This is a genomic window from Halanaerobium saccharolyticum (assembly GCF_004362045.1).
GTDB classification, from domain to species: domain Bacteria; phylum Bacillota; class Halanaerobiia; order Halanaerobiales; family Halanaerobiaceae; genus Halanaerobium; species Halanaerobium saccharolyticum_C.
Map to the genome: position 1 here is coordinate 1 of NZ_SNWX01000079.1, position 1,339 is coordinate 1,339.

Consider the following 1,339-nt stretch of genomic DNA (forward strand, 5'->3'; position numbering starts at 1 on the left):
GGTAACGTCAAGTATTTTGTGTAAATAAATTAATATCTTTCTTCAAATAGTTGAATTAAGTTTTCTCGAGTAGCTAAAAATCCTTTTAATCTTCTTTCTGACCACTTAGAATTGTAGTCTAAAATCTTAAGATAGAGTATTTTTTCTGCTGCTTTTTCATTTGGTAAACTGTTCATTGTTTTAAGTCTTTTTCTAATTTCTTTATTTGCTCTTTCAATCCAGTTAGTTGTATAAATTGATTTCTGAATACTATCTGGATATTTATAGAAAGCAAATAATTCATCTTTATCTTCAAACCAGCTTTGAGCCAGGTGAGGATAGATTTTATCCCACTTTGAGCTGAGATCATTTAAGGCCTGCTCTGCATACTCTCTGCTGGGAGCTTTGTAAATTTTCTTTAAATCTGTAACTATTTCATCTGTATGTTTCTTTTTAACTTTTTTTAGTGTGTTACGAACCTTGTGAACTACACAGCGTTGAACATCTGCTTTTGGATATACTTTAAGAAATGCGTCAGTTAATCCTGGTAAGCCATCCATAACGCCTAAAAGCACCTGTTCTACGCCTCTGGATTTCAGGTTCATCAGTACTTCCTGCCAGAGTGTAGCTGACTCTGTTACACCAATGTAGAAGTCCAGAATCTCTCTATAGCCTTCTTCATTGATTCCAATGATTATATATGCTGATTCATTACCAACATGCTCTCGGCGAATCTTGATGCTTAAAGCATCAATGAAGAGCACGCTGTAGCGTTTTTCTAAGGGTCTATTTTTCCATTGTTCAATTTCTTTTACTGCTATATCTGTCAGGTTGCTGACACTGGTAGCACTGTATTTCTGACCATACATTTGCTCAATTAAATTAGCGATATCACGGGTAGATAGACCTCTGGCATACATTTGGATAACAGTCTGCTCCAGCCAGTCATCACGGCGTTTATATGGCTCAAACAGAGCGGTTTGAAAATCATTATTTCTATCTCTTGGAACTTCAAGATTTTCAATGACACCATATTTAGTTTGAAAGTTACGAGTATAATTGCCATTGCGGCTATTACCAGAGTTCTTACCAGCAGAATCATATTTGTCGTAATTTAGAAATTCAGTTAATTCACCTTTAAGAAGTTTTTCGATAAAATTTTTAATTAAATCATTGATCATATCGTCAAATTCAACTTGACCATTGTTGGGGTTTTCAGTTATACTTTTCATGAGGAGTCCTCCTAGTGGTTTGATTTTTTATTTCGTCAATAAATATATTCAACCACTCAAAGAAGGATTCCTCTTTTTTATTTTAAAAAATCGCTAAATTTAATTTACACAACTTATTATACAATACT

General features: G+C 33.7%; 1 protein-coding gene. It reads right to left on the reverse strand.

What is annotated here, in order from left to right; translation table 11 throughout:
- Positions 1 to 29: 29 nt before the first annotated feature.
- Complete coding sequence (locus DFR79_RS16045; protein ID WP_133516461.1) at positions 30 to 1,211, reverse strand: IS256 family transposase; 1,182 nt, start codon at positions 1,209 to 1,211, stop codon at positions 30 to 32.
- Positions 1,212 to 1,339: the final 128 nt, after the last annotated feature.

What these genes read in the sequence shown, in the direction of transcription:
- DFR79_RS16045 (WP_133516461.1), bottom strand. Translation starts at nt 1,211, where the DNA reads ATGAAAAGTATAACTGAAAACCCCAACAATGGTCAAGTTGAATTTGAC.